At 73.4% G+C, this 256-nt stretch carries 1 protein-coding gene; it reads left to right on the top strand.

All coding sequences use genetic code 11. The annotated features are described in order from the left end of the window. A partial coding sequence (locus ACM9LZ_RS26120) for an MFS transporter (protein WP_416622418.1) occupies positions 1 to 256 on the top strand: 256 nt, incomplete at both ends.

Here is a 256-nt window from a genome sequence, read left to right on the forward strand (position 1 = left end):
ACAAGCGCTGGGCGTGGCCTTCGGCGCCTCCATCGCCGCGGCCTATAGCTGGCGCAGCGCCTTCGTCGTGCTGGGCCTGATCGGCGTCGCCGCCGCCGCCGCCGTCTGGCTGACCATCCGCGAGCCAAAGCGCGGCGGCCTGGACCGGCCCGCGCCTGCCGCGGTGCCGCATCAGCCGATGGCCAGGGCCGGCTTTGGTGAGACGGTGTCCATGTTCTTCAGGCGGCCCACGCTGCTGGTGCTGTCCCTGGCCGGT

The organism is Niveispirillum fermenti (genome assembly GCF_048066175.1).
Taxonomy (GTDB): domain Bacteria; phylum Pseudomonadota; class Alphaproteobacteria; order Azospirillales; family Azospirillaceae; genus Niveispirillum; species Niveispirillum fermenti.